The organism is Phyllobacterium sp. MT110, from assembly GCF_058792715.1.
Window position 1 is genome coordinate 60,928 of the sequence record NZ_JBXAFE010000001.1, and the last position, 24,162, is coordinate 85,089.

Here is a 24,162-nt window from a genome sequence, read left to right on the forward strand (position 1 = left end):
CGCAAGGAGGCACTTTTTTGAAACCGAAGCACTTCCAAGTAACCTCTGCCTGTACGGCGGTGAATCACATTCTGGCCCGTGTCGGTGACAAATGGACCGTGCTGGTTATCAACTATCTGGGCAATGGTTCAATGCGCTTTAACGAGCTGAAACGAACCATCAACGGAATTTCGCAGAAGATGCTGACCAGCACGTTGCGCGGGCTTGAGCGTGACGGCTTCGTCACCCGGACCGTCTATCCGACCATTCCGCCGCGCGTGGATTACGAGCTTACCGATCTTGGCCGTGAACTGCTGGTGCCGGTTCGCGGGCTGGCAGATTTTGCCATTCAAAACGAGCAACGTATCGCCAATGCGCGGGCACGGTTCGACAACGCCACCGGCGTGGCTGACATCGCCGCCTCATTCGCGGAAGCGGCGGAGTAACGCGTTCACCACCACTCTTGAAAGTAAGGTAAAAATGCCTTACTTTGTTGTGCGTTAAACAGGTGGCGATGTGATGAGCGTACTGACAGTGACGGCAAAGGGCCAGGTTACTCTTCGAAAAGATGTCCTTCAGCATCTGGGTGTGCAGCCCGGCGACAAAATTGTGGCGGAGCTTCTGCCCAATGGAAAGGTTGAGGTTCATGCCGCCAAGCGGCATGGTTCTATCGAGAATTTTATCGGACTTCTAAGCCGCCCGGATCAAAAACCGCTCAGCGTCGAAGAGATCAATGAGATCATTGCCGACGGATGGACTGGTCTCAAAAAATGAAGGCCACGCTTGATACCAACGTTCTCCTCAGGGCCGTTGTTCAAGACGATCCGGCCCAGTCCGCCACCGCAGCCAACCTGCTTAGAGACGTTGAATTGGTGGCTGTCAGCACGACATCCCTGTGTGAATTCTGCTGGGTGCTCGCCAGAGGCTATAAGTTTGATCGAAGCGATATTGCGCGAGCCGTGCGTGCATTGACCGAAAGCGAAAATGTGGCCTCCGCCAAAGCTGCCGTCGAGGCCGGTCTTGCGGTGCTCGACGCGGGTGGTGACTTTGCCGATGGCGTGATCGCCTTCGAAGGGCAGCGATTGGGCGGTGAAGTATTTGTCACTTTCGATAAAACTGCTGCCACTCTCATTGGAGCAAGTGGCGTGTCGGTAAAGCTCCTATCGGCTTAACAGGCCGTAACCGAGCGATAATCCTCTTCGATAGAACGCTGCTTAAAATACAGACAACAAAAAAGGCGGGCCAAGGCCCGCCTTTTCCGTATGTGATTGGCGTGGACTGATTAGAAGTCCATACCGCCCATGCCGCCCATTCCGCCGCCTGGCATCTGGGGCGCGCCGCCATTGTCCTTCTTCGGAGCTTCGGCGATCATGGCTTCTGTCGTAACAAGAAGACCGGCAACCGATGCTGCGTCCTGCAGAGCCGTACGAACAACCTTGACCGGGTCAACGATGCCCATGACGATCAGATCGCCATATTCACCATTGGCCGCATTGTAGCCGTAGGTTTCCTTCTTGCTCTCAAGGATCTTGCCGACAACGATGGAAGCTTCGTCACCTGCGTTCGTTGCGATCTGGCGAGCCGGAGCCTGCAGCGCACGACGAACGATGTTGATGCCAGCGTCCTGATCGGAGTTTGCACCCTTGAGTGTCAGGTTTGCCGAAGCGCGGAGCAGGGCAACGCCACCGCCGGGAACGATGCCTTCTTCAACAGCAGCACGTGTTGCGTTGAGAGCGTCGTCGACGCGGTCCTTCTTTTCCTTCACTTCAACTTCCGTTGCACCGCCAACGCGGATAACGGCAACACCGCCAGCGAGCTTGGCAAGACGTTCCTGCAGCTTCTCACGGTCGTAGTCGGAAGTGGTTTCGTCGATCTGCTGCTTGATCTGGCCGACGCGGGCGTTGATTTCGCCCTTCTTGCCATGACCGTCAACGATCGTGGTGTTTTCCTTGGTGATCGACACCTTCTTGGCGCGGCCGAGCATGTCGAGCGTAACGCTTTCGAGCTTGATGCCGAGATCTTCGGAAATAACCTGACCACCGGTGAGGATCGCGATGTCTTCCAGCATGGCCTTGCGGCGATCGCCGAAGCCAGGAGCCTTGACGGCAGCAATCTTCAGGCCGCCGCGCAGCTTGTTGACGACGAGCGTTGCAAGAGCTTCGCCTTCGACGTCTTCGGAGATGATGACGAGCGGCTTGGAAGTCTGGACGACAGCTTCGAGAACCGGCAGGAGAGCCTGGAGGTTCGACAGCTTCTTCTCGTGCAGAAGGATGTAGGCGTCTTCGAGGTCAGCAACCATCTTTTCAGGGTTGGTGACGAAGTATGGGCTGAGGTAGCCGCGGTCGAACTGCATGCCTTCGACGACTTCGAGTTCGGTGTCAGCGGTCTTGGCTTCTTCGACGGTGATAACACCCTCGTTGCCGACCTTCTGCATTGCCTTGGCAATCATTTCACCGATTTCGGTCTCGCCATTGGCAGAGATCGTGCCAACCTGCGCAACTTCTTCCGAAGTCTTGATCTTCTTGGCGCTCTTGCCGAGCTGCTTGACGACTTCTGCAACAGCAAGATCAATGCCGCGCTTCAGGTCCATCGGGTTCATGCCGGCAGCAACAGCCTTGCCGCCTTCCTGAACGATTGCCTGGGCCAGAACAGTCGCAGTCGTGGTGCCGTCACCGGCAATGTCGTTCGTCTTCGAAGCGACTTCACGGACCATCTGTGCGCCCATGTTTTCGAACTTGTCTTCAAGTTCGATTTCCTTGGCAACGGTTACGCCGTCCTTGGTGATGCGCGGAGCGCCGAAGGACTTGTCGATAACGACGTTGCGGCCTTTCGGGCCGAGCGTTACCTTGACAGCGTCCGCAAGGATATTGACACCGCGCAGCATGCGCTCACGCGCGTCGCGGCCGAATTTTACTTCTTTGGCAGCCATTTTATCTCTCCTGGGATTGAACCCGGTTTGATCGAAATTCGTTGATTAAAGGGAAAACCGGCTGATTAGCCGAGGATGCCCAGAATGTCGGATTCTTTCATGATCAGCAGATCTTCGCCGCCGATCTTGACTTCCGTGCCCGACCACTTGCCGAACAGGACATGATCGCCTGCCTTGACATCGAGCGGGATGAGCTTGCCGGCTTCGTCACGAGCGCCGGTACCGACGGAGACGATTTCGCCTTCCTGTGGCTTTTCCTTGGCAGTATCCGGAATGATGATGCCGCCTGCAGTCTTTGCTTCGGATTCGATACGGCGTACGACGACGCGATCGTGAAGCGGGCGGAACTTGGTCTTGGCCATGGTTAGAACCCTTGATGTTGGTGTCAAAACGGTGAAGCGAACGAGTGATCGTCCGCGTTATTAGCACTCACAAGTGACGAGTGCTAACTGGGCTCGGAAATAGTGGGCAGCCATGGAAGAGTCAAGGGAGAGGTTTGCCGAATTTTCGGCGAATGACTGAAAAGCAATGCACGCTGGCGCGTCTTCAGCCATGCAAAATCATCCCATGCAATTGTGAACCAATGATGACGCGTCTGCGGTTATGCGGCCCGCGACCGCACCGCTGCAGGCTTTGCCGCTTCGGAACGCAGATGGGTATCTCCCCAGACCTTGAGGGCCGATATGATCGGCTCCAGGCTGCGGCCGTGGTCCGTCAGGGAGTATTCCACCTTGGGTGGTACCTGTGCATAGACCTTGCGTGTGATGAAGCCGTCGGCCTCCAGCTCGCGCAGCTGGTTGGTCAGCATGCGCTGGGTAACGCTGTTCAGGTGACGGCGGATTTCGTTGAAGCGCAGCGTACCGGACATCAGGTGAAAAAGGATCATGCCCTTCCATTTGCCGCCGATGAGATTGAGCGTTCCTTCCACCGGACAACCCGGTGCGCAATCAAAATTCGTATGGCGGATGCGCGGCATCACGGTATCCTTTATGACACTATATGCAATTTATGTGCATTCTTGCACTGTTCGAACATAGCGCGCATTTGAACAGCGTCAACTTATCTGGAGAATGCCTATGCGCGCTGTCGCCTATTATGAACCGCAGCCGGTCACTGCGGAAACCTCACTCGTCGATATCGATCTGCCCAAGCCCGAAGCGCAGGGGCGCGACCTTCTGGTCGAAGTGAAAGCCATATCGGTCAATCCCGTCGATACGAAAATCCGCGCCGGTGCAAAGCCGGAAGCGGGCCAGCCAAGAGTTCTCGGCTGGGATGCCGCCAGCATCGTTACAGCGGTGGGGCCGGATGTCCGGCACTTCAAGGTTGGGGACGAGGTGTTCTATGCGGGAGCGGTGGATCGCCCTGGAACCAATGCCGAATATCATCTGGTCGATGAGCGCATCGTTGGCACGAAGCCGAAGTCCCTCGATTTCAGCGCCGCGGCTGCCCTGCCGCTGACGTCGATTACCGCATGGGAAATGCTGTTTCACCGGCTCCACATCGACATACCGGTGGTTGGCGCAGCCAACGCCATTCTGATTATCGGCGGTGCCGGTGGGGTCGGTTCGATTGCGGTGCAGCTTGCGCGCAAACTGACCAACCTGACGGTGATCGCCACGGCCTCGCGCCCGGAAACCCGCCAATGGGTGGAGGAACTGGGCGCACACCATGTCATCGATCATTCAAAGCCGCTCGCCGCGCAGGTGGAAGCGCTCGGTCTCGGTGCCCCCGCCTTTGTCTTTGCGACGACAAACTCCGATACGCATCGTACGGAGATTGCGGCACTGATTGCGCCGCAGGGCCGGTTCGGCCTGATCGATGATCCGAAAAGCTACGATATCATGCCGTTCAAATGGAAGAGTGTCTCCATTCACTGGGAGGTGATGTTCACCCGCTCGCGTTACGATACCGCCGATATCGAGGAGCAGCACAAGCTGCTCAACAGGGTGGCGGAACTGGTGGATGCCGGCACGCTGCGCACCACCCTTGCCGACGATCTTGGCCCGATTTCAGCAGCCAATCTGAAAAAGGCCCATGCGCTTATTGAAAGCGGGCGAGCCCGCGGCAAGATTGTCCTGACCGGCTTTTAAACAACTGCGGCGGGCAGGGCGTCCATGCTCTGCCCGCTATCGCATTATCGTGCAAACCGCAGCCAGCCGATGATGGCCACCGCAAGATAGGTGCCGCCGCAGATGAGGAGAAGATCGCCGGGGCTGACGCGGCTGCTCATCATCGGGGCAACCAGCATGCCGAAGAGCATGCCGGCGTGTGAGGTCACGATATAGATGCGTGTGGCAGGTGCAATATCGGCTGACGGCAGCAGGGTCTGGCGCAGGGTTGCAAAGGCGACGTCCTTGAAAGGGCCGCCGAAACCCGACACTCCCGAAGCGATGACAAAGCCGACGAGACGCCGGTGCACAGGGATGGGTGCAAGGGCGGCCAGCGCCATCAGCAGGATGCCTGTGCCGGTTGTACACACGCCGAGATAGATCATCCGCGCCGGATGTTCCGGCATGGGACGGTTGCCGACAACGAGATTGGCGATGAGATTGCTCACCCCGAATGCCGCGATCACCAGACCGTAGAGCCCGAAACCGGTTGTCAGCGACGCATCGAACTGGCTGGAGATGATCAGGGGAACAGCGAGGAAGAAGGCCACATACCATGCACCGCCAATGAAGGCATTGCTGTCGAGCAGGAAGCCGAGCAGCGGTTGCCTGTGCATGGCGCGATAACCGTAGGACAGGCTGGCGAGCGGGTGTTTTTTCCGCTGGCTCACGGGCGGCGCGACCGCTGTCGAAGACAAAGGCAATGCCATGATCGCTGCCGCTGAAAGCAGGAAGCTCAGGGCATTGGCGGTGAAGAAATGAATGGGGGCAATGATCGCGCCAGCCAATGCAATCAGTCCGGGACCAAGCAATCGCGCCAGCCGGTTCGTCGCATCGAGCAGCGCATTGGTGCCGGCCAGCAGGCCCGGTTCATTGGCGATCAGCGGCGGCAGAATGGTCTGCAGCGCCGGCAGGAACAGGGCTTCACCGGCGGCAAGAACCGCGACGGCCAAGGCAAGCACCCAGGCGTCCGGTTGTCCTTCGATCATCCAGAAGAGAACCACGAGCACCAGCACGGCGCAGCGGCAAAGGTCGGCGCCGATCATCGTGCGGCTGCGGTCCCAGCGATCCGACATGGCGCCACCCAGGAACAGGACGGCAAGGATGATCGCCGATTTGACCGCGGCGATGTAACCGGCGGCCGGGCCGAATATATCAACGGCAATCCAGCTCAGCGCGACCGTATAGAGCTGGTCGCCAATGGCGGACAGGGCAAGGCCGGACCAGAGCAAGCCGATGGAGCGTCGGCGAAGCAGTGTGATGAATTGCATGGGGCGAAAACAGGCTTGCGGAGGAACGATCCGGCCAGACTAGTGCAAAATCTTTGCAGTGAATATGACGACCCTGACGGTTTGTGTCAGGAGCCTTCAACCGTCCTCGCGCACGTGGTGGGCCATATCCATCAGCATGCCGCTGACATGCGCATCGGAAAGCGCATAGAAGATTTGCCTGGCACGCCGGTCGCCGCGCACGAGGCGGGCGCTGCGCAACAGACGCAAATGATGGCTGACCAGCGATTGCGACAGGTGAAGGCTTTCCGCGATATCGCCGACGGATCGCGGCGCATCGAGGCAATAGAACAGAATGCGCAGGCGGGTCGGATCGCCGAGGAGTTTGAAGGTTTCAGCGAGGCTTGCGGTATCGGATTCCGTTGGCATCGTCATGGCCGTCAATGCTTGTGTCCCGCGTGGCTGTGATCATGGCCGGCGTGATTGCCGTCCGTCTCGTGATCTCCCGAGGCGGAGGCGGGCTGTAGCCCGATTTCGCCTTCGTCATGCGGCATATCCGGCCAATCGATGGCGATGGTGGCATGCTGGATGTCGAAGCGTTTGGCGAGCTCCGCCTCGACGGTCTTCACAAGATGGCGCGGGTCGGTTCCGTCCTTTGGCTGGACATGCAGCGTGGCAAGCGCCTTGCCCGACGTGATCAGCCAGACATGCACGTGCCTGACGGCAGCAAGCCCTGCAACTGCTCCCATGAGATAGGTCTGGATTTCCTCCGGTTTGGCATTTTCAGGTGCGCCTTCCAGCAGGATGTGCAGCGCGTTGCGCAGCAGGGCCCAGGCGCTGCGCAGGATCAGCACGGAAACCAGGATGGAGAGAATCGGGTCGATGGGCGTCCAACCGGTAAAATAGATGATGATGGCTGCGCTGATGGCGCCGACGGAGCCGAGAAGGTCGCCCATGACGTGCAGGACGGCGCCCTTGATGTTCACATGTTCCTTGTCGCCGCGGGTCAGGATCCAGAACACCAGCATGTTGATGAGCAGCCCGACGAAGGCCACGAGGAACATGGGGCCCGCCAGAATTTCACCGGGTGAGCGGAAGCGGTTGATCGCTTCGATGGCGATCCAGACAACAATGGCGAAGAGCGCGATGGCATTGATGAGGCCGGCGATGACCTCGAAGCGCAGATAGCCATAGGTGCGGCTTTGGTCTGCCGCGCGCTGGCCAAACCGGAACGCGGCATAGGACAGGGCAAGCGCACCGGCATCGGTCAGCATGTGTCCCGCATCGGCAATCAGCGCCAGCGAACCGGACATGACGCCGCCGACCACCTCGATGATCATATAGGAGAACGTGATGATGAAGGCGATCAGCACCTTGCGCTGATTGTCATTGGTTATTTTGGGGCCATGGTCGTGCCCTGCGTGCGACTGCGACATTGTTCCGGCTCGTCCCGTTGATGACATAAAACATATAAATACATGTTCATATATTGCACGTCAATCGCAGCGGGTCCGAACGGCAGTGTGCTCGATCCGCCGGAAGGGTCCCGGCGGATCGTCATCGGCGCGATCAGGCGGCCAGCCGCGTTCCAGCCTCATCCAATGTGACGTGGCCGAGAAACTGGCCGCTGGTGACAGCCGGGGTTTCGTCCTCGATGGCATGGGCAAAAATCACGGCCTTGTCGGCTTCCAGCTTCTGCAGATAGGCATGAAGGCCGGGATACTCCGTTTTGAGGTCGAAGAGACCGAGATCCTCGCCCCAGCGGGCGATGCCGATCATGTAGGCGTCGGCAATCGTCCTGTTGGTGCCGACAAGCCAATCCCGCCCCTGCAGATGGGATTGCAGATAAGCATAGCAGGAGACGGCCTTCTCCCGCGCCAGGTCGCGCAGTATCTTGATCGCCGGATCGCCCTCTTTCAGCTTGTAGGCGGTCCAGGCCGACGCAAAGGCCGAGTGAAAGCTGGTGTGCAGATAGGCCAGCATCTGGTTGAGCCTGTCATGCGCCTCGGTGCCCTGGGCAAACCCCAGCTGCTTACCGAGATCGCGTGCGGCGATGTTGTGGAGAATGGCAAAACTTTCGCGCAGGCTGCTGCCGTTTTCCAGAAGCAGCGTCGGTGTCTGGTGCATGCTGTTTACGCGGCCATAGATTGCGCTCTTCGACTTGGCCAGCATGTCGATACGGGCAAGGCGATAGGGTTGGCCGAGCCATTCCAGCGCGACGATTGAACCGAACGAGCAGCCATGCGGCACGCCATAAAACAATACGGGTTCCATTTTCATTTCCTCATTTTTGAATGTCATACCGCGGTGAAATTGAAGATGGCGATATCGGTCACTATTGTAAAGAAGGCACAAAAATGTCATGTTGGTACAAATTTTATACCAACTATCAGATGGAATGGGTGTCATGAAAGACCTGGTTTCCGAATGCCCCGTCGAAAATGCCATGCTGGTGCTGGGCGGGCGCTGGCGCATCCTGCTCGTCTACTATCTGCTGGAGGGGACGAAGCGTTTCAGCGAACTGCGCCGTGACATGCCGAAAATTTCTCAGCGCATGCTCACCCTCGACCTGCGCGCACTCGAAGAGGCCGGCTACGTGACCCGCACGATCATCCCGCAGGTTCCGGTGCGTGTCGAATACAGCCTGACGGATGAGGGGCGGCGCCTCAAGACGCTGGTCGATGTGCTCGGCGAATGCGGTGACCGGCTGGCCAGCCGCGGCTACGTCAAGGCTGCAGCGTAATTACCAGGGGTGCGTGGTTCGACAAGCTCACCATGAGGGAAGTTTGTGGGCTGCAATCAAACCACCTCTCTCATGGTGAGCTTGTCGAACCACGCACGATTGTTCTGCCACGTTCCAGATGAACTGAAGAGCCAGAAGCGACAATCACAGGTGACACGATTGCCGCTATCGGCTAAGCGATGCCATCTTATTCGCTCCGGCAATCTGAAAGGATCGGCATGACCGACATGGTACATTTGCAGCGTCTCGATGCGCTCAGAGACCGATATGATGTTCTCCTGTGTGATGTCTGGGGTGTTCTGCACAATGGTATTGATTCCTTTGCCGCCGCATCCAACGCGTTGCAGCGGGCACGGGAAGCCGGGCAGACGGTGATCCTGATCACCAATGCGCCGCGTCCCTTCGCCGGTGTGGCCCAGCAGATCAAGATGCTCGGTGTGCCGGATGCCGCCTATGACCGCATCGTCACATCGGGCGATGTCACGCGCGACCTGATCCGCAACGCGCCGCGCCGTGTGTTCCATCTGGGGCCGGAACGCGATGAAACGTTGTATGAAGGGCTTGATGTCGAGCTGACCGAAGAGCGTGAAGCGGATGTCGTGGTCTGCACCGGCTTTTTCGACGATGATGCCGAAGGTCCGGACGACTATGCCGACATGCTCACGCGCTTTCGCTCGCGCAACCTGCCGTTCATCTGCGCCAATCCCGACATCGTCGTCGAGCGTGGCGACCGGCTGATCTGGTGCGCGGGTGCCTTGGCGCGCGATTATGGCCAGTTGGGCGGGCGCACGCTCATTGCCGGAAAGCCGCATCGCCCCATTTACGAAGCGGCCATTGCCGCGGCGGAGGCCGTGCGCGGCGGGCCTGTCGACCTTGCGCGCGTGCTCGCCATTGGTGACGGCATGCTGACGGACGTGAAGGGCGCCGATCTCTTCGGAATCGACGTGCTATATATTTCCGGCGGCATTCACGCCGGCGATTATGTGAGAGGCGGCATATTTGATCTGGAAAAGCTGCTCGGCTTTCTCAAGAAGCATGGCAGCAACCCCGTTGCCACCATGCCGGCTCTCGCCTGAGGTACACGCACCATGCCGATTCTACGCCTGACCGACCCTTCGCATCTGCCGCAGCATCTGAAGGGCGCCGTGGTGGCGATCGGTAATTTTGACGGTGTGCATCGCGGCCATCAGGCTGTTCTGGGGCGGGCGCTTGATGCCGCCCACGCCGCCGGAAAGCCTTCGCTGGTTCTGACCTTCGAGCCGCATCCGCGCAGCGTCTTCGTGCCAGATCAGCCGGTCGACCGGCTGACACCCGCGGCGGAAAAAGCCTCCATCCTGGAAGCCCTCGGTTTCGATGCCGTGGTGGAATGCCATTTCACCCGGGATTTCTCGCAGCTCACGGCCGATGTGTTCGTGGACGAGATTCTCGTTGCCGGTCTTGGAGCGAGCCGTATCGTGGCGGGGTTTGACTTCCACTTCGGCAAGGGACGGCAGGGCGGTCCGGCCTTTCTCATGGATGCCGGGGAAAAGCGCGGTTTTCAGGTCACGCTCGTCGATGCGTTCCGCGACGAGGGCGGGCAGGCCATTTCATCCAGCCGCATTCGCGAACTTCTGGGTGCGGGCGACATTGTCGAAGCGTCGGGGCTCCTGGGATACCGCCACCGGATTCGCGCGGAAGTGGTGCATGGCAAGCAGCTTGGCCGCACGATCGGCTTCCCCACGGCCAATATGGTGCTGCCACCCGAGACGCATCTGCAGGAAGGCATTTATGCCGTGCGTTTTCGCCGTACGGACGGCACACTCCATGACGGTGTGGCCAGCTTTGGCCGCAGGCCGACCGTGGATACCGATGGCGCGCCGCTGCTCGAAACCTATATCTTCGATTTCACCGGCAATCTCTACGGCGAAATCTGCGCGGTTTCGTTCTTCGGCTATCTGCGCGGCGAGGAAAAGTTCGACGGGCTTGAGCCGATGATGCAGCAGATCGGGCACGACGAGGAAGAAGCGCGTGCTCTGTTGCAGGGAGTGAAACCGTTATCCGCTCTGGACGACACGATTAATTTTCGATGAAACGGTAAATTGTTTACCATAAGAATAAATCCAATTTTATCTATCCTTCGCTAGCGTCATTCTCAAATCTGCCGCCCTCCCAGGCGAAATTTTGGAGTGATTTCATGCATGTTCGTCTCGTCGCCGCTCTTTCGGGCGCCCTTATACTTGCCGGTGCCGTCCCGGGCTCTGCCGATGATTATTATTACGAAGGCCAGCAGAACCAGACAGCGGCTGCGCCTCGCCAGCATTGGTGGTCGGGTGACTGGTACCTGACCCTCGGCGCGAAGGGCTTCATCGCCCCGCGCTATGAAGGCGCCAAGGATTATCTTCTGCGGGCCGCGCCGGTTATCTCGCTGGGCCGTGCCGGAGCCGCCGCCCGTTTCAGCTCCCTCAATGACAATGCGTCGATCGGCCTGATCGATACGGGCGTGTTCCGCACCGGTATCACCGGCAAGCTGATCACCGGCCGCGACAGCGGCGATGCGAATCTCAAGGGCGTGCATGATGTCGATTGGGGTGTCGAAGTGGGCGGCTTCGCCGAATTCTATCCGACGGACAATATTCGCGGCCGTGTCGAGGTGCGCCGGGGTATCGGTTCGCATGACGGCGTCGTTGCCGACTTTGCCGTCGATGCCTTCAAGGACCTGACGCCGACCGTGCGCGTTTCGGCCGGGCCGCGCGCCACCGTGGCGTCGCGGGATTACTTCAAGCAGTATTACGGGGTGAACCCGACGGAAGCGGCTGGATCCGGCCTGTCGACCTACCGTCCCGATGGCGGCGGTCTGAAATCGCTTGGTCTCGGCGGCCAGATCACCTGGAAGGCGACGGACAAGATCGAAACCAGTGCCTATGCGGAGTATAGCCGCCTGATGGGACCGGCAGCCGATTCCAGCATCGTCAAGGAACGCGGGTCGGCCAACCAGGCGACCTTCGGCCTGCAGGCAACCTACCGCTTCGACTTCGCGCTTTGACCGATATATCGGGCTGATGCGAAGTTTATTGCGTCAGCCCCTTTATTCTGGAAGCAGTGATTGCTAAAAGCGCGCTCATGAAAACTGTTTCCTGGACCCTTGCACAGTCCATACCGCTTCGGACACCACGAATTACTGGCCCGGCCTTCCGGTTTGCCTGAAGCCTAGGCTTGCGGGTGCGGAAGGTCCGGGTTTTCCGGATGCGCCATCGCGCTCTTTTTTGATTTTCGTCACATCTTTGCCTGCTGCGATCACGCGCGGGCCTGTTCACAAGCTGGAAAAATGACCGACACCGCCAACCCACTCGACTATTCGAAGACACTTTATCTGCCGCAGACCGATTTTCCGATGCGCGCGGGCCTGCCCGCCAAGGAGCCGGAATTCGTCAAGCGCTGGGGCGAGATGAATCTCTACAGGAAATTGCGCGAAGACGGGAAGGGGCGCCCGCTCTACGTGCTGCATGACGGTCCTCCCTATGCCAATGGCAATATCCATATCGGCCATGCGCTGAACAAGATCCTCAAGGACGTCATCACCCGCTCGTTCCAGATGCGCGGTTTCGATTCCAACTATGTTCCCGGCTGGGATTGCCACGGCCTGCCGATCGAATGGAAGATCGAGGAACAGTACCGCGCCAAGGGCAAGGACAAGGACGACGTGCCGATCAACGAATTCCGCAAGGAGTGCCGTGAGTTCGCCGCCAGTTGGATCAAGATCCAGTCCGCCGAATTCAAGCGCCTCGGCATCGAGGGCGATTTCGACAATCCCTACACGACGATGGCTTTCCATGCGGAAAGCCGCATCGCCGGGGAATTGCTCAAGTTCGCCATGTCCGGCCAGCTCTATCGCGGTTCGAAGCCGGTGATGTGGTCGGTGGTCGAGCGCACGGCGCTGGCGGAAGCCGAGGTCGAGTATCAGGACTATGAAAGCGACACCATCTGGGTGAAATTCCCGGTCGCAGATGGCGCGGGCGATCTTGGCGCGGCGCATGTGGTGATCTGGACCACGACGCCATGGACCATCCCGGGCAACCGCGCCGTCAGCTATTCCCCGCGCATTGGCTATGGGCTTTACGAGGTCGAAACCGCTGAAAATGATTTTGGACCCCGGCCGGGCGAAAGGCTGATCTTCGCCGACGCGCTTGCGGAGGAATCCGCGGCCAAGGCCAAGCTGACCTTCAAGCGGATCAAGACCGTTGCGGCCGACGAGTTTGCCGCCATGACCCTGGCGCATCCTTTCAAGGGGCTGGGCGGCGGCTATGAATTTGTGGTTCCGCTGGTTGCCGGTGATCACGTTACCGACGATGCCGGTACCGGCTTCGTGCATACCGCCCCAAGCCACGGCCGCGAGGACTTTGACGCGTGGACCGCTGCTGCGCGTGAGCTCGAGGCGAAGGGTATTTCTCCGGCTATCCCGTTCACCGTTGATGATGCCGGTTTCTATACCAAGGACGCTCCGGGCTTTGGTCCGGACCGCGAAGGCGGAGCCGCGCGCGTCATCGACGACAATGGCAAGAAGGGCGATGCCAACAAGGCCGTCATCGAGGAGCTTATCGCGCGCAGTGCGCTGTTTGCCCGCGGCCGGCTGAAGCACTCGTATCCCCATTCATGGCGTTCGAAGAAGCCGGTGATCTTCCGCAACACGCCGCAATGGTTTGTCTATATGGACAAGGATCTGGGCGATCTGACCACATTGCGTTCGCGCGCCCTGGCGGCGATCGACGAGACGCGTTTCGTACCCGCCGGCGGCCAGAACCGGCTGCGTGCCATGATCGAAGACCGTCCCGACTGGGTCCTGTCGCGCCAGCGCGCCTGGGGTGTGCCGATCTGCGTGTTTGCCGACGAGAACGGCAACGTGCTCAAGGACGATGCGGTCAATGCCCGCATTCTCGAAGCATTCGAACAGGAAGGCGCCGATGCCTGGTTTGCCGAAGGCGCGCGCGCGCGTTTCCTTGGCGAAAAGGCAAACGAGCCGTGGGTGCAGGTGCGCGACATTCTCGATGTCTGGTTTGACTCCGGCTCGACCCATGTCTTCACGCTGGAAGACCGCCCTGACCTGAAATGGCCTGCCGATGTCTATCTGGAAGGCTCCGACCAGCATCGCGGCTGGTTCCATTCGTCGCTGCTGGAAAGCTGCGGTACCCGTGGCCGTGCGCCCTACAACACCCTCGTTACCCATGGTTTCACCATGGACGAGGAGGGGCGCAAAATGTCGAAGTCGCTCGGCAATACAGTCACGCCGCAGGATGTGATCAAGGATTCCGGCGCCGATATCCTGCGCCTGTGGGTCATGACCACGGATTATTGGGAAGACCAGCGTCTGGGCAAGAACATCATCCAGACGAACATCGATTCCTATCGCAAGCTGCGCAACACCATCCGCTGGATGCTTGGCACCCTGGCCCACGATGCCGGGGATGAAATCGCCTATGCTGATATGCCGGAACTGGAAAAGCTGATGCTGCACCGTCTCGCCGAACTCGACGAGGTGGTCCGCTCGAGCTATGATGCCTTCGAATTCAAGCGCATCACCCGGTCCCTGATCGATTTCATGAACGTCGAATTGTCGGCGTTCTACTTCGATATCCGCAAGGATGCGCTGTATTGCGACGCGCCGTCCAGCATCAAGCGCCGTGCGTCCCTGCAGGTTGTGCGTCACCTGTTCGACCGTCTGGTGACCTGGCTTGCGCCCATGCTGCCGTTCACCACGGAGGAAGCCTGGCTCGACCAGTATCCCACTGCTGTCTCGGTTCATCTCGAGCAGTTCCGCGCGACGCCGGCCGAATGGAAGAACGAAGCCCTGGCCGAGAAGTGGCGCAAGGTGCGCGATGTCCGGCGGGCCGTCACAGGCGCGCTGGAGCTGGAACGGGCCGACAAGCGCATTGGTTCGTCGCTTGAGGCTGCGCCGGTGGTCTTTGTCACCGATCCGGAATTGTTCGCTGCCGTTTCCGATCTCGATATGGCTGAAATCTGCATCACCAGCGCCATCACGATCAGGAACGAAGCGGCTCCGGCCGGGGCCTTCATTGCCGAGGACGTGAAGGGCGTGGCGGTCGTTCCCGAGCGCGCATCGGGTACAAAATGCGCCCGTTCATGGCGTTATACCCATGATGTTGGCTCCGATCCGGCCTATCCGGATGTGTCGGCCCGCGACGCGGCGGCACTGCATGAACTGGCAAAACTCGGCAAACTCGCCATTTAAGTGTATAAATGCGGATCATTCTCTGGATGATCCGCATTTTGCTTAACAATAGGTTGCTTCGGCTTGCTTATTGGGACGGGCCTCATGTAAAAGGCTTGCCATTGAGTTGCCTGATTTAACAGGCAGGGCATTGATCAAGCATATTGACTCGGCGGAGTCGGCAATACGAGCTTGAGGCGAAAGTGGCGAGTATGGATTTGAACGGACGTATTACGGTTCTTGGTGCAATGCTGGCGTCCTTGACGCTGGCCGGGTGCATGTCGTCACCAACCTATGGCACCAACAAGACATCTGGCAGCCAGTTGCTGGACGACGTTTCCAATATCGCTTCGTTCAGTCCCAAGAAAAAAGACCCGATAACCTATAATCCGCGCCCGGATCTCGTTCGCCCTGTCGCTGGCAAGCCAGGCCAGTTGCCGGCGCCGCAGGAAAATGCCGTCGCCGCGAACGCTGCGAAGTGGCCGGAATCACCGGAACAGCGGCGCAAGCGTTTGCGTGATGACGCTACGGCCAATCAGAACAATCCCAACTATGTGCCGCAGATCGAAAATGACACGCCGCCCGCAACACGGGCTGTCGATAATGGCGAGCATGGCGTCTACAACGACAGAAACCCGCCACCCTCGGGCGTGAGCACGGCAAGCAAGCAGTCTGCGGAATTCCGCGCCCGCCGCCTTGCTTCGACCGCCGGCTCGGCGACCACGCGGCGTTATCTGAGCGAGCCGCCGCTGGCCTATCGCGCCCCGGCGGCGACGGCCGCTGCCGATGAGCTTGGCGAAGACGAAGCCAAGAAGGAACGCGACCGCAAGGCCGCTGCCCGCAAGGACAAGGGCTTCAGCTTCAAAAACCTCATTCCCTGGAATTGATGCCGCCGGAATTTGAACCGCTGCATGACACGTGAAAGGCTCCTTCAGGGAGCCTTTCTTTTTTGGACCTCAGAAAGCGTCTTGCCTTTGCCTTGATGTACCGAGACTATTGCGTCACAGCTTGTCAGTTGAGGGCCACCGATCTTGCGTCTTTTGCGTCTTCCCGGATTGATCATTCTCATTCTCCTGACAGCCTTCGGTTTTTTCTGGGGCGGATTTGCGCTCTGGTATCAACTTCCTCTGGACCTGCCCGGTGTGACCGGCGGTGTGATTGTCTGGGTCCTGATCGGGCTTGTGGTTCTTTGGCTCGAGGTAACGGGGCGGGTGCGGCGCGCCCTGATTGTGCTCATTCCGGTCATGGCGGCCCTCCTGTTCTGGTGGAGCACCATAACTCCGTCGCTCAATCGCATCTGGGCGGATGACGTGGCGCAGACCGTCACGGGAACACTGGTGGGCAATCATGTGACGCTGGCCAATGTCCGCAATTTCGAATGGCGCAGCCAGACGGATTACACACCGCGCTGGGAAGTCCGGTCCTATGATCTGGAAAATCTGGCTTCGGTGGATGTGTTTCTGTCGTACTGGTCGAGCCCGGCCATTGCGCATACGCTGGTGAGTTTCGGTTTCAACAATGGTGATCAGGTGGTTTTCTCGGCCGAGATCCGCAAGAAGCGGCACGAGCAGTTCTCGGAAATCGGCGGCTTTTTCAAACAGTTCGAACTGGCGATGATCGCCGCCGACGAGCGCGACATCATCCGGTTGCGCAGCAATATCCGCAAGGAGGATGTGTATCGGTATCGGGTCAACCTGACGCCGGAAATGCGGCAGGCGCTGTTTCTGTCCTACCTCGACACCGGCAACCGGCTGTCCAAGCAGGCGCAATTCTACAACACGGTGACGGCCAATTGCACGACGGTGATCTTTGACATGATCCGGGCAATCACGCCCGGAGTGCCGCTGGACTACCGCGTCATCCTTTCCGGTTACCTGCCCGGTTATCTCTATGATCTTGGCGCCATCGACCGGAGCAAGCCGCTCGAAGCGGAGATTGAGGCGGCTTTGATCAACCAGCGCGCCATGGATGCCGACAAGGCGGAAGACTTTACCGCCCGGATACGCACCGACAATTAGAGCCGCTTTGCGCGGAAGAATTCCTTGAGGATGGTTTCAGCTTCCTGCTCGCGGAAGCCGGAATAGACCTCCGGCGCGTGATGGCAGGTGGGCTGGGCAAAAAATCGCGCGCCGTTTTCCACGCCGCCGCCCTTGATGTCCTGCGCCCCGTAGTACAATCGCCGGATACGGGCGAAAGAAATGGCGGCAGCGCACATCGTGCACGGCTCGAGCGTGACATAGAGATCGCAACCCGTCAGGCGCTCATCGTTCAGCGCTTCGCAGCCCTGCCGGATGACCAGAATCTCCGCATGGGCGGTGGGATCGTTGCGTTCCCGGGTGCGGTTTCCGGCCTGGGCCAGAACCACGCCGTCCTTCACCAGAACGGCACCGACGGGCACTTCGCCGCGTTTTGCCGCTGCCTTCGCCTCGGCCAGGGCAAGGTCCATGGGTCCCATAGGATCAGTTTTTTGGTTCACGCTGCACTCATGGTCCAGAATTTACTCGCAAGCTGCCGTCATAGCTGGTAGTTAGCCCCGCTGAAAGGCAAACATTCCATGACCAGTTCAAATGATGACGGAAAGGGCGGTAAACGTCCCTTTGAAAAGCGCAGCTTCGACAAGAAGGGCGCCGATGGCGGCCGCGGTGGCCGTCCGGCTCCGCGCAAGTTCGATGACGGAGCGCGGGATCCCGCGACGCGCGGTCCGCGCAGATCATCGCATGAGGAAGCGCCGGTCGACGACAGCGAGCGTATCGCCAAGCACCTTGCCCGCGCAGGCATAGCCTCGCGCCGCGAAGCCGAGACAATGATTGCTGCAGGCCGTATCTCGGTCAATGGCAAGGTGCTTGCCAGCCCCGCGATCAATGTCAAGCGTGAAGACCGCATCGAGGTCGATGGCAAGCCGTTGCCGCAGAAAGAACGCACGCGCTTGTGGCTCTACCACAAGCCGGCCGGTCTGGTGACAACCAACCGCGATCCGGAAGGACGCCAGACGGTTTTCGAATCCCTGCCGAAAGATATGCCGCGTGTCCTTTCCGTCGGACGTCTGGATATCAATACCGAAGGTCTTCTGCTGCTGACCAATGATGGCGGCCTGTCGCGTGCGCTTGAACTGCCGTCCACCGGCTGGCTGCGCCGCTACCGCGTGCGTGCCCATGGCAGCGTGACCCAGGAAAAGCTCGATACGCTGAAGGACGGCATTGCCGTCGAAGGCGTGTTCTACGGCGCGATCGAAGCCACGCTCGAACGCGAGCAGGGCTCCAATGTCTGGATCATGATGGGTCTGCGCGAGGGTAAGAACCGCGAAGTCAAGAATGTGCTCGGTGCGCTTGGCCTGTCCGTCAATCGCCTGATCCGCATTTCCTATGGCCCGTTCCAGCTTGGCGATCTGCCCGAGGGTTCGGTGCGGGAAATGAATGGCCGTACGCTGCGCGACCAGCTTGGCGAGCGCCTGATCGAAGAATCCGGTGCCGATTTCGAGGCGCCGATCATCAATGTCTTTTCCAACGATGCGGTGAAGGGCGAAGCGGTACAGCAGCCGGCTGCCGATCGTCCGGCGCGCCGTCCCTCCGAATGGATATCGAGTGCGCCGGTGGCGAAAAGCCGTGGCCCGCGCAAGTCCAAGGACGAAAGGCGCGAAGAAGGCCTGTCGCGCCTGACGACCGATCGCAGCGAACGGCCAGGAGCCTCGCGCGACGCACGCGGCGGCCGCGACGAACGTCCGGCCCGTGCACCGCGTGCGGACGACCGCAAGCCGCGCGATGCCGCTGGCCCCAAGGGTGCGCGCGGCGCAAAGGCTGAAGAGGCCGCGCCTCCACGTGCCCGTTCGGCCAATGTCTGGATGGCGCCGGGCGCGCGCCCGGTTGGCAAATCCAAGGCAAAGACCGGCGAACCGCGCGGCGAGCGCCGCCATTCCGATGCACCGCGCACGGAACGGCCGCGCCGTTTCGAGGAAGGTTCCGCGCGTCCTGCGGGTGACCGGCCGCAGCGTGAACGTCCTGCCGGTGCCTATGCGGGCGGCGACAAGCCGCGCAGCTATTCCCCGCGCCCGCCTCGCGGCGATGACGAGCGGGCCGAGCGTCCGAAGCGTTCCTTCGGATCGGATCGGCCGGAAGGTTCTCGCGATGGCCCGCGTCCACCGCGCCCGCCACGGGTGGGCAAGCGCGAACGCGCCGAACTGAAGGAGCGGGAAGCCGCCGGCGGCAAGCCGTCCTTCCAGTCCGAGCGCCCCAATCGCGCCGAACGTCCATACGGCACCAGCGGCCGCCCAACCCGGCAGGATGGCCGCTCCGGTGACCGGCCCTATGGCGGACCGAAAGGCGCGGCACCGCGTGGTGCGCCATCGGGCGCTCCCAAAGGTCCGCGCGGCGGTTCCGGCGGCGGCGCAGGCCGTCCGCCACGCAAGCCCAAGCCATAGGCGTGGACTTGATGCGGATTGTCGGCGGCAAATTTCGCGGGCGGGCATTGGCGACGCCGAATACCAATGCCATCCGGCCCACCACGGACCGGACGCGGGAAAGCCTGTTCAACATTCTGGTGCACAATTATCCGGAAAAGTTTGAAGCGACGCGCGTGCTGGATCTTTTCGCCGGCACGGGCGCCCTGGGGCTTGAAGCCATATCGCGGGGCGCGCGCTATGGCGTCTTCATCGAGGAGTCAACGGAAGGGCGCGGCCTGATCCGCACCAATGTCGAAGCTTTCGGTTTGCTGGGCAACACCAAGATTTTCCGCCGCGATGCCGCCAAACTCGGCGATGCCGGCACGATCGAGCCGTTCGATCTCGTTTTTGCCGACCCGCCCTATGGCAAGGGCCTGGGCGAACTCGCCTTCAAATCCGCTCTTGAAGGCGGCTGGCTCAATCCCGACACACTTCTCGTGCTTGAAGAAGAAGCCGAGGCCGTGATCAACCTGGATTCGCGATTCTCGGTGGCCGAAGAACGCCAATACGGCGGAACAATCATACGATTTGTCACGTTGAACGGCTAAGCAAACGACCGGACCGGAAAACTTCCGGCTTTGAACAGAATTGCGAAGGAAGATTGATGTCGCAAATAGTGAGCCGTACCATTGCGGCATTGGTTTTGGCCGGAACAGTATCGACCGCCGGTTTCATTCTTCCCGCACATGCCCAGACGATGGCGCAGCTCACCGCGGAGGTCCAGAAGGCCGATAGTGCCGGTGTCTCGTCCTTCCGTTTGGACAATGGTCTCGAAGTGGTGGTGATACCCGACCATCGCGCGCCGGTCGTTACCCATATGCTCTGGTATCATGTCGGATCAGCCGACGAAGACCCGGGCAAGTCGGGCATTGCGCATTTCTTCGAACATCTGATGTTCAAGGCCACCAAGACCTATCCGGCCGGTGAATTCTCCCGCAAGGTGGCTGAAATCGGCGGCCGCGAGAATGCGTTCACCTCCTATGATTACACCGCCTTCTTCCAGCAGGTGTCGCCGCAGGCGCTTGAAATGGTCATGACCTATGAGGCGGACCGCATGGAAAACCTCATCCTGAACGAGGATGTGGTGAAGACCGAGCGCGACGTGGTGCTCGAAGAGCGCCGGTCGCGCACCGATACCAATCCCGCCGCCCTGCTGTCGGAAGAGGTCAACGCGACGCTCTATCAGAACCACCCCTACCGCTTCCCGGTTATCGGCTGGTTGCACGAGATGCAGCAGCTCAACCTCAAGGATGCGCTCGCCTTCTACGAAAAATTCTACACGCCAAACAATGCGACGCTGGTTGTCTCGGGCGATGTCGATGCGGCGGCGGTCAAGGCGCTGGCGGAAAAGACCTATGGCAAGGTGCCGCGCCGTTCGGAACCCGGCAAACGCATGCGGCCGCAGGAACCGGAACAGAACACCAAGCGCACCGTATCTCTTGCCGACCCGCGCGTATCGCAGCCAAGTTTCCAGAAAATATGGCTGGTGCCATCCTACAACAATGCCAAGCCCGGTGAAGCCGAGGCACTCGATCTCCTGAGCGAAATCCTCGGCGGGTCCACGCGCAGCCGGGTCTATCAGGCACTGGTCGTGCAGGATGGATTGGCCGCCAGCGCCGGCGTCTATTACCAGGGCGGCGCGCTTGATGACGGCACGTTTGCCGTCTATGGCGCACCGCGCGGTTCAGCCTCCCTGCAGCAGGTGGAAGCCGGCGTGGATGCGCAGATTGCCCGCATCATCAAGGACGGCATTACAGCAGATGAACTGGAGAAAGCCCGCAACCGCTTTCTGAAGAGCGTTATCTTTGCCCGTGACAGCCAGGCGGGCATGGCCCGCATCTATGGCTCGACGCTGTCGACCGGTCAGACGATCAAGGACATTCAGGAATGGCCGGATCGCATCCAGGCGGTGAAGGTTCAGGATATTCAGGACGTGGCCAAGCGCTATCTCGTCGATTCGCGCTCGGTGACCAGTTACCTGATGCCGGAGAACGGCAAGCCTGACGAGAAGATACCGTCGACGGGTGAGACCGCGCCGATGCAACCACAGACCGAGGGAGTCATCCAATGATCCGCCTGTTGACACCCGCTTTCAACCGGATGGCCGCCGCCTTGCTGCTGGTCATCCTCGCCGTGGCACCGGTCTATGCCGTGGAAATCAAGGAAGTCGTTTCTCCCAAGGGGATTCGCGCCTGGCTGGTTCAGGATGACTTCGTTCCGCTGATTGCCCTGCGGTTTTCCTTTGAGGGCGGTTCGGCGCAGGATCCCAAGGGCAAGGAAGGCCTCGCCAATCTGATGACCGGCCTTTTCGATGAGGGTGCCGGCGATCTCGATTCCGATGCATTTCAGGAAAAGCTTGACGATATCGGCGCTGAAATGAGCTTCAATGCCGGGGATGACCGCATTTCCGGCGCCATGCGCATGCTTGCCGACAAGCGCGATGAGGCGGTCGATCTCTTGGCGCTCGCCGTCAACAAGCCGCGCTTCGATCAGGCGCCGATTGACCGGATCCGCCAGCAGGTGGTTGCCAACATCAAAGCCGCCGAGCGCGATCCGAACACCATCGCCGGCCGCAAGTTCGCCGAAGCGCTGTATGGCGATCATCCCTATGGCCGCCAGTCGCAGGGCACCGAAGCCAGCCTGGCATCGATCACCCGCGATGATCTCGCCGCTTATCACAAGCGGGTCTTTGCCCGTGACCATCTTATTGTCGGCGTTGTCGGTGCAATCAGCCCGGAACAGCTGGGACCGTTGCTCGACAAGGTGTTTGGCGATCTGCCGGACAAAGCCCAGCTTGATCCGATTGGTGATGCGAAGCTGGCCTTGGGCAAGACAACCCGCGTCGATTATCCCCTGCCGCAGACATCCATTTCCATGGTTTATCCGGGCGTGCGGCGTCAGGATGCGGATTTCTTCCCGGCCTACATCATGAATCACATTCTGGGTGGTGGTACCTTCTCCTCGAGAATTTACAGCGAAGTGCGCGAGAAGCGTGGCCTTGCCTATTCCGCCGGTTCAGCCCTCATCAGCAGGGATCACATGGCCGCCCTGACCATATCCACGGCAACCCGCTCCGACCGGTCCGGGGAAACCCTGCAGATCCTCAAGGATGAGGTTGCCCGCATGGCCAAGGACGGTCCGACCGAGCAGGAACTGGTCGAGGCCAAGAAATATCTCGTCGGCTCCTATGCCATCAACAATCTGGATTCGTCATCGGCCGTCGCCAGCACGCTGATCGGCCTGCAGGATGAGCATCTGGGCCGCGATTATATCGACAAGCGCGCGGATCTGATCAATGCTGTGACATTGGATCAGGTGAAGGCAGCGGCGCGGAAACTGCTTGAAACCGATCCGGCCATTCTGATCATCGGGCCGCCCCAATCCTGATCAGCCGGGGATATGACATGAGCGCACGCGATCTCGAGAGTGTTTCCGGTTCTGCGGGAACCGGCGTCGCCAGCAGTTCGCCAAGTTTTGCGGTTGCTTTTGGCGGCGGCGGGGCGCGGGGACTGGCGCACATCAACGTCATCGAGGCGCTGGACGAGCTCGGCATCAGGCCGGTCGCCATTTCCGGTTCCTCCATCGGCGCCATCATGGGCGCGGGCATGGCAGCGGGCATGTCCGGCCGGGACATACGCGACTATGCGGTGGCAACATTGTCGCGACGCGCCGAAATCGCCGCGCGGCTCTGGCGCCTGCGCCCGGCGACCTTTGGCGAAATGTTCGGCGGCGGCATCCGCTTCAGCCAGTTCAACATTGAAAAGCTGCTCAAGACATTCCTGCCGGAACAGATACCCGACACGTTCGAGGAACTGCCCATTCCGCTCAGCGTCACCGCAACGGATTTTTACGGTCAACGGGAAATTCCCATCCATCAGGGCGATCTCTTCAGCGCCATAGCCGCTTCCGCGGCCATCCCGGCGCTGTTCCGTCCGGTGCGCCGCGACGACCGTGTGCTGATCGACGGTGGCATCTACAATCCGGTGCCTTTCGATCATCTCAAGGACAGGGCCCAGTTCGTCATCGGTATCGATGTGGTCGGCGGCCCGGAAGGCGACGGCCGCAAGTTTCCGTCGTCGATTGACGCGATGTTCGGCGCGAGCCAGCTGATGATGCAGTCGATCATCGCCACGCGGTTACGGACCGATCCGCCGGCAATCTTCCTGCGGCCCAGCGTTGCCCGGTTTGGCGTGCTGGATTTTCTACGGGTCGAACAGGTGCTGAACGAGTCGATCGGTATCAAGGATGAATTGAAGCGCGCTGTTGATGCCGCCATTGCCTATACGGAACATGCCGAACAGGAATAGCGGCTTATAATCAAGAGGTGGCCTGTTCCGTTGGCCGCGTCCATTCACAGGAACGACAATACCTCGAGATAGACGGCCCACCAGAAAGCTATTCCGAACGCTGCCATGCCATACCACAGGAGTGCCATGGCAAGACGGTTGCGCTTTCCTGTCCAAAACCCGCGATACAGGGCGGGTTTTGGTTTGTCGGCGGCTGCAAGTGCGAATGTCACCATGATAAATGAGCCTGA

Annotated in this window: 25 protein-coding genes; 16 read left to right on the forward strand and 9 right to left on the reverse strand. The window is 60.0% G+C overall.

Translation table 11 applies throughout. The annotated features are described in order from the left end of the window. Positions 1-17 precede the first annotated feature (17 nt). The 3 genes from AC1Q5O_RS00315 (at position 18) to AC1Q5O_RS00325 (ending at position 1,151) form a co-directional block, all read left to right on the forward strand. Positions 18-425, forward strand: a complete 408-nt coding sequence (locus AC1Q5O_RS00315) for a winged helix-turn-helix transcriptional regulator (protein ID WP_403170093.1) — start codon at positions 18-20, stop codon at positions 423-425. Positions 426-498: 73 nt separating this feature from the next. After that, positions 499-753, forward strand: coding sequence for an AbrB/MazE/SpoVT family DNA-binding domain-containing protein (locus AC1Q5O_RS00320; RefSeq protein ID WP_492561535.1), 255 nt, complete (start codon positions 499-501; stop codon positions 751-753). Continuing rightward, positions 750-1,151, forward strand: coding sequence for a type II toxin-antitoxin system VapC family toxin (locus tag AC1Q5O_RS00325; protein ID WP_492561536.1), 402 nt, complete (start codon positions 750-752; stop codon positions 1,149-1,151). Before AC1Q5O_RS00320 ends, AC1Q5O_RS00325 begins: the two co-directional genes overlap by 4 nt. Positions 1,152-1,261: 110 nt before the next feature. Here AC1Q5O_RS00325 and groL read toward each other — a convergent pair whose 3' ends face one another. The 3 genes from groL to AC1Q5O_RS00340 form a co-directional block, all read right to left on the reverse strand. Further along, positions 1,262-2,908: a chaperonin GroEL gene (groL, locus tag AC1Q5O_RS00330; RefSeq protein WP_105736257.1), complete on the reverse strand. Its 1,647-nt coding sequence runs from the start codon at positions 2,906-2,908 to the stop codon at positions 1,262-1,264. Positions 2,909-2,973: 65 nt separating this feature from the next. Then, the gene (groES, locus tag AC1Q5O_RS00335; RefSeq protein WP_105736255.1) at positions 2,974-3,270 is read right to left on the reverse strand and encodes a co-chaperone GroES; all 297 of its coding nucleotides are present in this window, start codon (positions 3,268-3,270) and stop codon (positions 2,974-2,976) included. Between the two features lie 239 nt (positions 3,271-3,509). Further along, complete coding sequence (locus AC1Q5O_RS00340; RefSeq protein WP_492561537.1) at positions 3,510-3,884, reverse strand: winged helix-turn-helix transcriptional regulator; 375 nt, start codon at positions 3,882-3,884, stop codon at positions 3,510-3,512. A 100-nt stretch (positions 3,885-3,984) separates the two neighbouring features. Between AC1Q5O_RS00340 and AC1Q5O_RS00345 the strand changes: the two genes are divergently transcribed. Then, a complete protein-coding gene (locus AC1Q5O_RS00345) occupies positions 3,985-4,998 on the forward strand; it encodes a zinc-binding alcohol dehydrogenase family protein (RefSeq protein WP_492561538.1) in 1,014 nt (337 codons plus the stop codon). A 44-nt stretch (positions 4,999-5,042) separates the two neighbouring features. On the opposite strand, the gene AC1Q5O_RS00350 is transcribed toward AC1Q5O_RS00345, so the two are convergent. From AC1Q5O_RS00350 to AC1Q5O_RS00365, 4 genes are all read right to left on the reverse strand, one after another. After that, complete coding sequence (locus AC1Q5O_RS00350; protein ID WP_492561539.1) at positions 5,043-6,287, reverse strand: MFS transporter; 1,245 nt, start codon at positions 6,285-6,287, stop codon at positions 5,043-5,045. A 96-nt stretch (positions 6,288-6,383) separates the two neighbouring features. Continuing rightward, on the reverse strand, positions 6,384-6,680 hold the full coding sequence (locus AC1Q5O_RS00355; RefSeq protein ID WP_288191978.1) for an ArsR/SmtB family transcription factor: 297 nt from the start codon (positions 6,678-6,680) through the stop codon (positions 6,384-6,386). 5 nt (positions 6,681-6,685) lie between these two features. Next, positions 6,686-7,681, reverse strand: coding sequence for a cation diffusion facilitator family transporter (locus AC1Q5O_RS00360; RefSeq protein ID WP_492561540.1), 996 nt, complete (start codon positions 7,679-7,681; stop codon positions 6,686-6,688). Between the two features lie 133 nt (positions 7,682-7,814). Further along, positions 7,815-8,519, reverse strand: a complete 705-nt coding sequence (locus tag AC1Q5O_RS00365; RefSeq protein ID WP_492561541.1) for a glutathione S-transferase family protein — start codon at positions 8,517-8,519, stop codon at positions 7,815-7,817. Between the two features lie 133 nt (positions 8,520-8,652). Between AC1Q5O_RS00365 and AC1Q5O_RS00370 the strand changes: the two genes are divergently transcribed. From AC1Q5O_RS00370 to AC1Q5O_RS00400, 7 genes are all read left to right on the forward strand, one after another. Then, the gene (locus AC1Q5O_RS00370; protein WP_492561542.1) at positions 8,653-8,988 is read left to right on the forward strand and encodes a winged helix-turn-helix transcriptional regulator; all 336 of its coding nucleotides are present in this window, start codon (positions 8,653-8,655) and stop codon (positions 8,986-8,988) included. A gap of 227 nt (positions 8,989-9,215) precedes the next feature. Beyond that, positions 9,216-10,064: a TIGR01459 family HAD-type hydrolase gene (locus AC1Q5O_RS00375; RefSeq protein ID WP_492563042.1), complete on the forward strand. Its 849-nt coding sequence runs from the start codon at positions 9,216-9,218 to the stop codon at positions 10,062-10,064. 12 nt (positions 10,065-10,076) lie between these two features. Next, entirely contained in the window at positions 10,077-11,057 is a 981-nt protein-coding gene (locus tag AC1Q5O_RS00380; protein ID WP_492561543.1) for a bifunctional riboflavin kinase/FAD synthetase, read from the forward strand. A gap of 104 nt (positions 11,058-11,161) precedes the next feature. Beyond that, the gene (locus tag AC1Q5O_RS00385) at positions 11,162-12,010 is read left to right on the forward strand and encodes a MipA/OmpV family protein (protein WP_492561544.1); all 849 of its coding nucleotides are present in this window, start codon (positions 11,162-11,164) and stop codon (positions 12,008-12,010) included. A gap of 282 nt (positions 12,011-12,292) precedes the next feature. Beyond that, positions 12,293-15,211, forward strand: coding sequence for an isoleucine--tRNA ligase (gene ileS / locus AC1Q5O_RS00390; protein ID WP_492561545.1), 2,919 nt, complete (start codon positions 12,293-12,295; stop codon positions 15,209-15,211). A gap of 191 nt (positions 15,212-15,402) precedes the next feature. Beyond that, on the forward strand, positions 15,403-16,077 hold the full coding sequence (locus AC1Q5O_RS00395) for a hypothetical protein (RefSeq protein ID WP_472461705.1): 675 nt from the start codon (positions 15,403-15,405) through the stop codon (positions 16,075-16,077). A 144-nt stretch (positions 16,078-16,221) separates the two neighbouring features. Further along, entirely contained in the window at positions 16,222-17,208 is a 987-nt protein-coding gene (locus tag AC1Q5O_RS00400) for an Lnb N-terminal periplasmic domain-containing protein (protein ID WP_472461704.1), read from the forward strand. Here the strand turns inward: AC1Q5O_RS00400 and AC1Q5O_RS00405 are convergent. Next, the gene (locus AC1Q5O_RS00405) at positions 17,205-17,636 is read right to left on the reverse strand and encodes a nucleoside deaminase (protein WP_223612392.1); all 432 of its coding nucleotides are present in this window, start codon (positions 17,634-17,636) and stop codon (positions 17,205-17,207) included. The genes AC1Q5O_RS00400 and AC1Q5O_RS00405 overlap by 4 nt on opposite strands. Before the next feature lie 108 nt (positions 17,637-17,744). Between AC1Q5O_RS00405 and AC1Q5O_RS00410 the strand changes: the two genes are divergently transcribed. Genes AC1Q5O_RS00410 through AC1Q5O_RS00430 form a run of 5 tightly spaced genes read left to right on the forward strand, consistent with a single transcriptional unit; the run spans position 17,745 to position 23,932 of the window. Beyond that, the gene (locus AC1Q5O_RS00410; protein ID WP_492561546.1) at positions 17,745-19,604 is read left to right on the forward strand and encodes a pseudouridine synthase; all 1,860 of its coding nucleotides are present in this window, start codon (positions 17,745-17,747) and stop codon (positions 19,602-19,604) included. An 11-nt stretch (positions 19,605-19,615) separates the two neighbouring features. Continuing rightward, positions 19,616-20,173 (forward strand): 16S rRNA (guanine(966)-N(2))-methyltransferase RsmD, encoded by a 558-nt coding sequence (gene rsmD, locus AC1Q5O_RS00415; RefSeq protein ID WP_492561547.1) that lies wholly within the window; start codon positions 19,616-19,618, stop codon positions 20,171-20,173. Positions 20,174-20,229: 56 nt separating this feature from the next. Continuing rightward, positions 20,230-21,696 carry a M16 family metallopeptidase gene (locus tag AC1Q5O_RS00420; RefSeq protein ID WP_492561548.1) on the forward strand — a complete coding sequence of 489 codons (1,467 nt, stop codon included), beginning with the start codon at positions 20,230-20,232 and terminating at the stop codon, positions 21,694-21,696. Continuing rightward, positions 21,693-23,012, forward strand: coding sequence for a M16 family metallopeptidase (locus tag AC1Q5O_RS00425; protein WP_492561549.1), 1,320 nt, complete (start codon positions 21,693-21,695; stop codon positions 23,010-23,012). Before AC1Q5O_RS00420 ends, AC1Q5O_RS00425 begins: the two co-directional genes overlap by 4 nt. 17 nt (positions 23,013-23,029) lie before the next feature. Continuing rightward, positions 23,030-23,932: a patatin-like phospholipase family protein gene (locus tag AC1Q5O_RS00430; RefSeq protein WP_492561550.1), complete on the forward strand. Its 903-nt coding sequence runs from the start codon at positions 23,030-23,032 to the stop codon at positions 23,930-23,932. A gap of 44 nt (positions 23,933-23,976) precedes the next feature. Here the strand turns inward: AC1Q5O_RS00430 and AC1Q5O_RS00435 are convergent, their stop codons facing one another. Next, positions 23,977-24,147, reverse strand: coding sequence for a hypothetical protein (locus AC1Q5O_RS00435; RefSeq protein ID WP_492561551.1), 171 nt, complete (start codon positions 24,145-24,147; stop codon positions 23,977-23,979). Positions 24,148-24,162 lie beyond the last annotated feature (15 nt).

Coding starts and splice junctions, on each gene's coding strand:
- AC1Q5O_RS00410 (WP_492561546.1), top strand. CDS start 17,745: ATGACCAGTTCAAATGATGACGGAAAGGGCGGTAAACGTCCCTTTGAA.
- AC1Q5O_RS00320 (WP_492561535.1), top strand. CDS start 499: ATGAGCGTACTGACAGTGACGGCAAAGGGCCAGGTTACTCTTCGAAAA.
- AC1Q5O_RS00420 (WP_492561548.1), top strand. CDS start 20,230: ATGTCGCAAATAGTGAGCCGTACCATTGCGGCATTGGTTTTGGCCGGA.
- AC1Q5O_RS00365 (WP_492561541.1), bottom strand. CDS start 8,519: ATGGAACCCGTATTGTTTTATGGCGTGCCGCATGGCTGCTCGTTCGGT.
- AC1Q5O_RS00345 (WP_492561538.1), top strand. CDS start 3,985: ATGCGCGCTGTCGCCTATTATGAACCGCAGCCGGTCACTGCGGAAACC.
- AC1Q5O_RS00435 (WP_492561551.1), bottom strand. CDS start 24,147: ATGGTGACATTCGCACTTGCAGCCGCCGACAAACCAAAACCCGCCCTG.
- AC1Q5O_RS00340 (WP_492561537.1), bottom strand. CDS start 3,884: ATGCCGCGCATCCGCCATACGAATTTTGATTGCGCACCGGGTTGTCCG.
- AC1Q5O_RS00350 (WP_492561539.1), bottom strand. CDS start 6,287: ATGCAATTCATCACACTGCTTCGCCGACGCTCCATCGGCTTGCTCTGG.
- groL (WP_105736257.1), bottom strand. CDS start 2,908: ATGGCTGCCAAAGAAGTAAAATTCGGCCGCGACGCGCGTGAGCGCATG.
- AC1Q5O_RS00360 (WP_492561540.1), bottom strand. CDS start 7,681: ATGTCGCAGTCGCACGCAGGGCACGACCATGGCCCCAAAATAACCAAT.
- AC1Q5O_RS00425 (WP_492561549.1), top strand. CDS start 21,693: ATGATCCGCCTGTTGACACCCGCTTTCAACCGGATGGCCGCCGCCTTG.
- AC1Q5O_RS00385 (WP_492561544.1), top strand. CDS start 11,162: ATGCATGTTCGTCTCGTCGCCGCTCTTTCGGGCGCCCTTATACTTGCC.
- AC1Q5O_RS00380 (WP_492561543.1), top strand. CDS start 10,077: ATGCCGATTCTACGCCTGACCGACCCTTCGCATCTGCCGCAGCATCTG.
- AC1Q5O_RS00370 (WP_492561542.1), top strand. CDS start 8,653: ATGAAAGACCTGGTTTCCGAATGCCCCGTCGAAAATGCCATGCTGGTG.
- AC1Q5O_RS00375 (WP_492563042.1), top strand. CDS start 9,216: ATGGTACATTTGCAGCGTCTCGATGCGCTCAGAGACCGATATGATGTT.
- groES (WP_105736255.1), bottom strand. CDS start 3,270: ATGGCCAAGACCAAGTTCCGCCCGCTTCACGATCGCGTCGTCGTACGC.
- AC1Q5O_RS00355 (WP_288191978.1), bottom strand. CDS start 6,680: ATGACGATGCCAACGGAATCCGATACCGCAAGCCTCGCTGAAACCTTC.
- ileS (WP_492561545.1), top strand. CDS start 12,293: ATGACCGACACCGCCAACCCACTCGACTATTCGAAGACACTTTATCTG.
- AC1Q5O_RS00405 (WP_223612392.1), bottom strand. CDS start 17,636: ATGGACCTTGCCCTGGCCGAGGCGAAGGCAGCGGCAAAACGCGGCGAA.
- AC1Q5O_RS00430 (WP_492561550.1), top strand. CDS start 23,030: ATGAGCGCACGCGATCTCGAGAGTGTTTCCGGTTCTGCGGGAACCGGC.
- AC1Q5O_RS00395 (WP_472461705.1), top strand. CDS start 15,403: ATGGATTTGAACGGACGTATTACGGTTCTTGGTGCAATGCTGGCGTCC.
- AC1Q5O_RS00325 (WP_492561536.1), top strand. CDS start 750: ATGAAGGCCACGCTTGATACCAACGTTCTCCTCAGGGCCGTTGTTCAA.
- rsmD (WP_492561547.1), top strand. CDS start 19,616: ATGCGGATTGTCGGCGGCAAATTTCGCGGGCGGGCATTGGCGACGCCG.